The 10,020-nt window shown below is 77.7% G+C and carries 2 protein-coding genes; both read left to right on the forward strand.

Features of this window, described 5'->3' with window-relative positions:
• The first annotated feature begins 19 nt into the window (after nucleotides 1-19).
• On the forward strand, nucleotides 20-4,624 hold the full coding sequence (locus tag ACFWPT_RS11070) for a condensation domain-containing protein (protein ID WP_380481187.1): 4,605 nt from the start codon (nucleotides 20-22) through the stop codon (nucleotides 4,622-4,624).
• Nucleotides 4,621-10,020 (forward strand): amino acid adenylation domain-containing protein, encoded by a 5,400-nt coding sequence (locus ACFWPT_RS11075; protein ID WP_380481190.1) that lies wholly within the window; start codon nucleotides 4,621-4,623, stop codon nucleotides 10,018-10,020. The genes ACFWPT_RS11070 and ACFWPT_RS11075 overlap by 4 nt, the downstream gene beginning before the upstream one ends.

A 10,020-nucleotide genomic window follows, 5' to 3' on the forward strand; every position in this document is an offset into this window, starting at 1 on the left:
CGAACGGGAGAGAGCAGCAGTGACCAGGACCCCAGCGACGGCCCCCGCCGACACCGACATCGCCGTCGTCGGCATCGGCGCCCGCTTCCCCGACGCCGACGACCTGGCGGCCTTCCGGGCCAACCTCGCCGCCGGCCGGGACTCCGTCGGGGGCATGCCCGCCGCCCGGGCCGCCGCCACCGGGCTCGACCCGGACGCGGGCTACCTGCCGATGGGCCACCTCGCCGACGTCCACACCTTCGACCACGCCTTCTTCGGCCTCTCCCGGCGCGAGGCCGCCCTGATGGACCCCCAGCAGCGGATCGCGCTGGTCCTCGCCCACCAGGCCGTCGAGGACGCCGGCCACGCCGCGAGCGCCCTGCGCGGACGCCAGGTCGCCGTGGTGCTCAGCGCCGCCGCCTCCGGCTACCTCGGCGCCGCCACCGAGCCCGGCCCGCTCAGCGCCCTCGGCAACGTGCCCTTCGCGCTGCCCGCCCGGATCGCTCACGTGCTCGGCTTCGAAGGCCCCTGCTACGCCGTCGACACCGGCTGCAACGGCTCGCTCGTCGCCGTCCACCAGGCCTGCCGCGAACTGCGCGACGGCGAGGCCGAGTACGCGCTCGCCGGCGGATTCAGCCTGCGCTCCGGCGGCCTGCCCGCCCGGCAGACCGAGGGCATGACCGAACTCGTCTCCCCGAGCGGCCGCTGCCGGGCCTTCGACGCCGACGCCGACGGCACCGCCAGCGGCGAGGGCGGCGCCGTCCTGCTGCTCACCACCCTCGGCCGGGCCCGCGCCGACGGCACGCCCGTCCACGCCGTCATCCGCGGCAGCGCCGTCCGGCACAACGGCCGGGCGGCCGCCACCATCAGCACCCCGAGCGCACCCGCGCACGCGGCGGTGATCGGCGCGGCCTGGCGCGCCGCCGGGCTCGACCCCGCCCTGGCCGGCTACCTGGAGGCGCACGGCTCCGGCACCCGGCTCGGCGACGCCGTCGAACTGGAGGGCCTGGCCCAGGTGTTCGGGCCGCGCGGGTTCGGGGCGCGGGGCCGGCGGCTGCCGATCGGCTCGGTGAAGACCAACGTCGGCCACCTCGACCACGCGGCCGGGATCGCCGGCCTGGTCAAGGCCGTCCTCGCGGTCGGCCACGGCGAGCTGTACCCGTCCCTGCACTTCCGCCGGCCCGTCGACGAGGCAGCCCTCGAACCCGTCGAGGTGGTCACCGCGCTGCGCCGCTGGGAGGGCGAGGAGCGGATCGCCGGCGTCAGCTCGTACAGCCTCGGCGGCATCAACGCCCACTGCGTGGTCCAGCGGCCGCCTGTGCCCCCGCGCGCCGACCGGTCGGGCGCGCCCCGGCTCGTCGGCGTCTCCGCGCGCAGCCGCACCGCGCTCGCCCGGCTCTGCGCCGACCTCGGCGCCGCGCTGACCGGCCCGGCCGCCCGCGACACCGACCTCGACGACGTCGCCCTCACCCTCAACTCCGGGCGCACCCACTACGGGCACCGGGCGGCGGTGTGGGCCCGCGACACCGCCGAACTCGGCCGGGCCCTGCTCGAACGGGCGGCCCGGCTCGACGCCTCGGCACCGGCCGGCGGCGCCCCGCGCGGCGGCCGGACCAGGCCGCCCGCCGTCTGCCTGCTGCTCTCCCCGGACGCCGTGCCCGACGCCCCCGGCCCGGCGGAGCTGCCCGACGCGCTGCCCGCCACCGGCCCGGCGGCCCGGCTGCTCGCGGGCCAACTCGCCCTCCATCGCGAGCTGTCGCGCTGCGGCGTGCCCGTCGGGACCGTGCTGAGCAGCGGCGTCTCCCGGTACGCCGCCCGGTACCTGCTCGGCACCCTCACCGCCGAGGACACCCGCGAACTCGCCACCGCCACCGCCGCCGGAGCCGAGGCCGCGCCGCCCGACCGGGACCGGCTCGTCGCGGCGGCCGAACGGCTCGCCGCCGCCGGGCCGGTGGTGTTCCTCGACCCCGGCCCCGGCGGCGTCCTCGGCCGGCTGCTCGCCGAGCGGTTCGGCCCGGAGGGGCAGGACGGCGCCCGGCTGGTCACGGCCGCCGGTGACGGCGGCGGAGGCTTTGCCGCGCTGCTCGGCCGGCTGTACGAATGCGGCCTGGACCTGGACTGGCCGGCGCTCGGCCCCGAGCCCGGCACCGCCCGCCGGCTGCGCCTGCCCGGACACCCGCTGGCTGCCACCCCCTGCTGGATCCGGCCCGCACCGGCGGCCCCCGCCCTGCCCGTCGCATCCGTGGCGCCCGTCGTGTCCGTCGCGCCCGCCGCGCCCGCCGTCGAGCGCACCGGGACCGGCCCCGCCGAGGACCCCGAACGCTGGCTCGCCGAAGTCCTGGGAGAACTCCTGCACAGCGAGCAGCCGCCCGGCCCGGAGGCCGACTACTTCGAACTCGGCGGCAACTCGATCATCGCCCTCCAGCTCGCCGACCGGATCCAGACCCGCTTCGGCTTCCGCCCCCGGCTGCTCGACGTCTACGAACACCCCGCCGTCGGCGCGTTCGCCGACCTCATCCGCCGCCGGGCCGGCGCCCCCGCGGCCCCCGCCCTGCCGCCGATCACCCCCCGCGACACACCGCCCGTCACCTCCTTCGGCCAGGACCGGATCTGGTTCCACCACCAGCTCGACCCCGACACCACGCTCTACAACCTCCCGATGGTCAGCCTGATCAGCGGCCCGCTCGACGTCGACGCCGTCCGCGGCATGTGGCACGACCTGATGCTGCGCCACGAAGTGCTGCGCTCCAACTTCGCCGAGGAGGACGACGAGCCGGTGCTGCGCATCAGCCCGGAGCCCGGCGACTTCTTCACCCTCCGGGACGTCTCCGCCGAGCCGGACCCGCTCGCCGCCGCCCGCGAACTCGTCCGGCAGGCCGCCGAGCACCGCTTCGACCTCGCCCACGACCCCCTGGTGCGGGTGCTCGTGGTCCGCACGGCCCCCGAGCAGCACGTGCTCCAGGTGACCATGCACCACGCCGTCAACGACGGCGCCTCACCGCGGATCTTCGAACGCGAGCTGCCCGAGCTGTACGCCGCCCGCCGCGAGGGCCGCCCGCACCGGCTCGCGCCGCTGCCCGTCCAGTTCGCCGACTACGCGGCCTGGCAGCGCGAACTGGTGGCCGGCTCGGCTCTGGACGGCGAACTCGCCTACTGGTGCGAGACCTTGCGGGACGCGCCGGTGCTGCGGCTGCCCACCGACCACCCGCGCCCGGCCCGCAAGGACCACGCGGGCGACCTCGCGGTGTTCACCGTGGACGCCGCCCTGATGCGGGAGCTGCGGCGGCTCGCGGCCGACCGCTCCGTCACCCTCTTCGTGGTCCTGCTCGCCGGCCTCTACCTGCTGCTGGCCCGCCGCAGCGAGCAGGACGACCTGGTCGTCGGCATCCCGACCACCGGGCGCAACCGGCCCGAACTCGAAGGCCTGATCGGCTTCTTCAACAGCACCGTGGCACTGCGCGCCGACCTGTCCGGCGCCCCGTCGGTGACCGCCTTCCTGCACCGGGTGCGCGCCGTGGTGCTGGAGTCCCTGGAGCACCAGGAGATCCCCTTCGACCGGGTCGTCCAGGCGCTGACGGACGAGCGCGATCCGGGCCGGAGCCCGCTGTTCGACGTGTTCTTCGTGCACCAGGAGCTGCCGCCGATCCAGCAGATCGAGGGCACCTCGACCGGGTACTTCGACATCGGCCACAGCGCCGGCAACCTGTTCGGCGGCCTGCCGGCGGGCACCGCCAAGTTCGACCTCACCCTGATCACCTCCGACCGGGTCGGCGACGACGCCATGACCGCCTGCCTGGAGTTCAGCACCCAGCTGTTCACGGGGGCGACGGCGGCCGCGTTCGTCGAGGAGTACACGGCGCTGCTCCGTGAACTCGCCGCAGCCGACGGCGAGTTGCCGATCTCCCGGCTGTGGGCCGGGGCGCCGGCGGCCGTCTCCTCTGATGCGGCGCTGCCGGCCGCCCCCGCCGGCCCGCCCGGGCCCGTCCGGCTCGACGTCCCCACCGACCGCCCCCGCCCGGGCCGCCCCGACTACACCGAGCGCAGCGTCACCGTCCCGGTCGACGAGTCGCTGCGCAACGCGATCGCCCGGTTCGGCCCGCACCCCGACCGGGTGCTGCGGGCCGGCTGGCTGGTGCTGCTCTCGTGGATCGCCGGCCAGGACGAGGTGGCGGTCGGCCTGCCCGGCGGCGCCCTGCTGCGGGCCGACCTCGCCGACGAGCCCGCCTTCACCGACCTGCTCGGGCGCACCACCCCCGACGGGACGGCCGGCCCCGGAGCCGAGCCCCCGGTCCGCTCCCGGGGCGACGGCGGAGGCCACGGCGTCGGTCACGGCGCCGCCCCGCGCGGGGTCGAACTCGACCTGGGGTGGCGGGCGGAGAGCGGCGCCGCCCCCACGGCGCTGACCGTGCACTACGCCCCCGAACTCTTCGACCCGCCGACCGCGACCGGCTTCGCCACCGGCCTGCGCGAGCTGCTGCGCGGCCTGCTCGCCGAGCCCGACCGCCCGGTCCACGACGTGGCGGCCGACTACGCCGACTACGCGGACCAGGCCGACGGTGCGGACCACGCCGACCACGCCGACCACGGCGACGCGCCCGAGACCGTGACCCCGCACCCCGACGACGACACCGTGAGGGCCCTGTGAGCAGCTCCACCGCCACCCCGCTCGACGCCGCCCGGCGTGCCGTCCTGCGGGACACCCCGCTCCTTCCCGCCGACTGCGTGGCGCGCCTGGTCCGCTTCGAGGGCCCGGTCGGGCTGGACCGGCTGCGCCGCGCCGTGGCCCGGGCCCTGGCCGAACGCCCGGACCTGCACACCGGCTACCGCGCCGCCGCCGGGGGCGGCCCCGGCCTGCTCCGCCCGGCCGACCCGGCCCAGCCGCCCGCCGTCGCGGTGATCGACCTCGACCCGGAGGAACTGGACGGCTGGCTCGCCGCCGAGCTCGTCCGCCCGCTCGACCTGCTCGGCGGGCCGCTGCTGCGCCACGTGCTGATCCGCCGATCCGACGGCGGGCTCAGCTGGTTCCAGCGCCACCACCGGCTGGTCGACGACGACGCCGGGCTGGCCGCGCTCGTCCGCCGGGCCGGCGAGCTGTACGCCGAGGACGCCGCGGATGCCGAGACGGCCCCGGTCCCCGCCCTGGTACCTGCCCCCGCCCCGGACCCGGACGCCGACCGGCCCGCCGACCGGGCGTACTGGCGGGAGGTCCTGGGGACCGCCGGCCCCGAGCCCGCCGCCGCCCGCCCGGCCGGGGCCGTCGCGCCGCCGGCCGAGCTGCCCTGGCTGCCGGTGGCCGACCCGGCCGCACTGGCCCGGGCCGCCCGGGCCGGCGGTGCGGGCCCCGCCGCGGTGCTGCTCGCCGCCGCCGCCGTCCACGCGCACCGGCTGACCGGCGCCCGGGAGCTGCTGCTCGGACACTGGCGCCCGGCGCCCGGCCCGGGCGGCCGCGGCCTGGTCGTCCCGGTGCGCCTGGCCCCGGCCCCCGGGCTCAGCTTCACCGCCGTCCTCCGGCAGGCCGGCCGCGCCCTGCGCGCGGTCCGGCGCCACGGCCACCGGCCGGACCTCGACCTGCCCTGGGGCCCGTCCTCCGGGTACGGCCTGGTCACCGGGATCGCCGACAGCGCCGAGCGGGTGGCGTACGGCCCCGGGACGGTCGCCGTCCTGGCCCGCGCCTGGGGCGAGCCGCTGCCCGGCCTGTTCCTGCGTGCCGACCCCACCCCCGGCCCGGCGGACCGGGACGGGGCGTGGCGGGTCGCCGCCGGCGGCCACGGCGCCGACCCGGCGGCCCACCGCCGGCTGGTCCGGCTGCTGGCGCGGCTGGCGGCCCGGCCCGACGAGCCGATCCACTCCTTCGACCTCGCCGACGGGGACGAGCTCGCCCTGCTGCGGAAGGCCAACGCCACCGAACACGCGGTGCCCGAGACCACCGTGCCCGCCGCGTTCGCCGCCCAGCTGGCGCGGACCCCGTCCGCCGTCGCGGTGCGCGGCGGGGGAGAGGTGCTGGACTACGCCGAACTGGACGGGCGCTCCGAGCGGATCGCCCGGCTGCTCGCCGGCCTCGGTGTCGGCCGCGAGGACGTCGTCGCGGTGCTGCTGCCCCGCACGCCCGCCCTGGTCGCGGCCGTGCTGGGCGTGCTGAAGGCCGGCGCCGCCTACCTCCCGGTCGACCCGGGCCACCCGCGCGGCCGGGTGGAGTTCGTGCTCGCGGACGCCCGCCCCCGGGTGGTGCTGACCACGGCGCAGCTGGCCGCCGCCGTGCTGCCGGAGCCGGCCGCCGACGGCCCGTCCGTCGTCCTGCTGGACGAGCCCGCTGCCGTCGAGACCGCCTGCCCCGCGCCCGCCGGTCCCGAGATCGCCGAGGCGAAGCCCACCCGCCCGCTGCCCGGCAACGCGGCGTACGTCATCCACACCTCCGGCTCCACCGGGACGCCGAAGGGCGTGGTGGTCACCCACCGGGCCGTGGCCAACCTCGCCGCCTGGGCGGCGGCCGAGCTCGGCCCCGAGGCGCTCTCCCGGGTGCTCGGCTCCACCTCGCTCTCCTTCGACCTGTCGGTCTTCGAGCTCCTGGTGCCGCTGTTCACCGGCGGCAGCGTCGACCTGGTGGACAACCTGCTCACGCTGCTGGAACGCCCGGACTGGTCCGGCAGCCTGGTCAACACCGTCCCGTCCGTGTACCAGCAGGTCGCCCGCGCCGAGTGGGTGCGCGAGCGGGCGACGACCTACGTGTTCTGCGGCGAGCCGCTGCCCGCCGCGCTGGTCCGCCAGGTGCACGCCCGCAACCCGGACGCCCGGGTGCTCAACCTCTACGGCCCCACCGAGGCCATCGTGTACGCCACGGCCGGGGCGTGCCCGCCCGGCGCGGACGGTGAGCCGTCGATCGGCGTGCCGATCGGCAACGTGCGCGCCCACGTCCTCGACCCGGCCCTGCGGCCCACGCCGGTCGGCGTCACCGGCGAGCTCTACCTGGCCGGGGACTACCTGGCCCGGGGCTACGCCCACCGGCCGGGGGCCACCGCCGAGCGCTTCCTGCCCGACCCGTTCGGCCCGCCCGGCGCCCGGATGTACCGCACCGGGGACCTCGCCCGCTGGACCGCCGCCGGGGAGCTGGAGTACGCCGGCCGCACCGACCACCAGGTGAAGATCCGCGGCCACCGGATCGAACTCGGCGAGATCGAGGCCCGGTTGGCGGAGCTGGACGGCGTCCGGCGGGCCGTGGTGGTCGCCACCGACGACGGCGAGGGCGACCGCCGCACGACGGCCTTCCTGGTCGCCGCCGAGGGCCGCCCGGCCGATCCGGAGGCCGTCCGGGCGGCGCTGCGCGAGGTGCTGCCCGCACCCGTCGTCCCGGCCGCCCTGGTCTTCCTCGACGACCTCCCGACCAACGCCAACGGCAAGACCGACCGCAGCGCACTCGCCGCCCTGGCCGCCGGAACCGTGGACGGGGCGTCGCCCGAGCCCGCCGCCGCCCCGGCCGCCGGCCCCGTCGAGGTGCTGCGCGAGCTCTTCGCCGGCGTCCTCGGCCTGCCCGAAGTCGGCCCGGACGACAGCTTCTTCGCCCTCGGCGGCGACAGCATCCGCTCCATCAAGCTGCTCCGCCGGGCCCGCCGGGCCGGGCTGGCGCTCGCCCCGGAGGACGTGTTCGCGCACCCGACCCCGGCCGGACTCGCGGCCGTCGCCACCGCGCTCGACCCCGCCGACCAGGGCGCCGGCCGGCCCGCCGACGGCGAACTGCTCCCGCTGGACGCCGCCGAGCGCGCCTGGTTGCAGGCCCGGTTCCCGGGCCACCGGGACGTGCTGCCGCTGACACCGCTCCAGGAGCGGCTGCTCTTCCCCACCCAGCACAGCCAGGGCGGCGGCGGGGCCTACGTGATGCGGCTGTGGATGCTCTTCGACGGGCGGCTCGACCCGGCGGCGCTGCGCCGCGCCGTCGAGGCGCTCTGCCGCCGCCACCCGAACCTGGCGGCCGGGTTCGTCCGCCTCCCCGACGGCCGCCCGGTGCAGGTCGTCCCGGACCGCCTGCCGCCGTTCACGGAGCTGGACCTCGGCGGCCTCACGGCGGCCGAACAGGAGGCGGAGACCGAGCGGTTGGCCGCCGAGGCGAGGACCACCCGGTTCGACCCGGCCGACCCGCCGCTGATCCGCTTCACCCTGCTGCGGCTGGGCCCCGGAGAGGGCGTGGGAGCGCAGCGGTACCGGCTGGAGGTGGTCGCCCACCACACCCTGATCGACGGCTGGTCCAACCAGCTCCTCCTGCCGGAGCTGTTCGCCCTGTACCGCGACCCGGCCGGACTGCCCGAGCCGGTGCCGCTGCGCGCCCACCTGGCCTGGCTGGCCGGCCGGGACCACGAGGCCGCCCGCCGGGCGTGGCGCGAGGCCCTGGCCGCGCCGATCGAACCCACCCTGGTGACGCCGCCCGGGCTGCCGCCCGCCGACGGGTGGCCGGGCCGCCGCTACCGGCCCCTGGGCGAGGAGCGCACCGAACGGCTCGGCGCCCTCGCCGCCGGGCTGGGCATCACGCTCAACACCGTGCTCCAGGCCACCTGGGCGCTGCTGCTGGCCGAGCGGACCGGCCGCCCCGACACCGTGTTCGGGATCATCGTCAACGGCCGCTCGCCGGAGCTGCCGGGCTCCGAGTCCGTCATGGGCTTCCTCATCAACACCCTGCCGCTGCGGATCACCCTGCGGCCGGAGGAGTCGCTGGCCGGGCTGCTGACCCGGGTCCAGCGCGAGCAGGTCCGGATGATCGCCCACCAGCACCTGGGAATCCCCGCGATCCAGCGGGCGACCGGCCTCGGCGAACTCTTCGACACCGTCATGGTGTACGAGAACTTCCCGCAGTCCGGCGACCAGGGCGACGCGCTCCCGGGGGTGCGGATCACCGGTTCGGGCAGCGAGACGGCCGCGCACTACCCGCTGTCGCTGATGGCCATCCCGAGGGACGGCGGACTGGAACTCGACATCCTGCACCGGGAGGACGCCGTCGACGCCGAGGCCGCCGACGCCCTGCTGGCCCGGCTGCTGGGGCTGCTCGACACCCTCGTCGCCGAGCCGGACACCACCGTCGGCGCCCTCGGTCTGCTCGACTCCTGGCCCGCGACCGCCGGGCCCGCCCGCACCCCGCTCCCCGCCACCGACGCCACCGTCGCCGCCGTCCCCGCGCCGCCCGCCGACGGCCTGGAGCCCATGCTGGCCACCCTGCTGCCGCTGCGCTCGACCGGCACCGGCGCGCCGCTGTTCTGCGTGCACCCGGCCGCCGGGATCGGCTGGACGTACGCGGCGCTGCTGGGGCCGCTCGGCGACCGGCCGCTCTACGTCCTGCAGTCCCGCGGCCTCGACGGCCGGGGGCCGCTGCCGGCCAGCGTGGAGGAGGTGGCCGAGGACTGCGTGCGGGAGATCCGCGCCGTCCAGCCCGACGGGCCCTACCACCTGCTCGGCTGGTCGTTCGGCGGCCTGGTCGCCTACGCCGTGGCCGCCCGGCTGCAGGAGCAGGGCGCGGAGGTGGGCCTGCTCGCGATGCTCGACAGCTACGTGCTCGCCGACCTGCCCGCCCGCTCGGAGGCCGAGGTGCTCGCCGAGCAGGGCCACGTCCGTAACGCCCTGCTGCGGCTGACCGGCGTCGACCGCCCCGCCGACGCGCCCGCGCCGACCGCCGAGGAGTTCCTCGTCCTCGCCAAGGACTCCGACTCGCCGCTCTCCGTCTTCTCCGAACACCACCTGACCGCGCTCGCCGAGGTCTACGACAACAACGTCCGGCTCGGCCGGGCCTTCCGCCCCGGCCGGTACCGCGGCGACCTGCTCCTCATCGAGGCCGTTCCGGAGACCAGCGGGCCCGTCCAGGACCCGGAGAGCTGGCTGCCCCACCTCGACGGCGGCCGGCTGCTGCGGCACCGGACCGACCACGGCCACCAGGACCTCGGCGGCCCGGCCGCCCTCCTCGACCTCGCCCCGGCGCTGCTCGACCGGCTCGGTGACCCGTCCGGGCCGCACGGGTCACCGAGCCCGCACGAGCCGCACCAGCCGCACGAGCCGGAAAGGAGCTGA

Origin of the sequence: Kitasatospora sp. NPDC058478 (assembly GCF_042720345.1) — a bacterium.
Taxonomy (GTDB): Bacteria; Actinomycetota; Actinomycetes; order Streptomycetales; family Streptomycetaceae; genus Kitasatospora.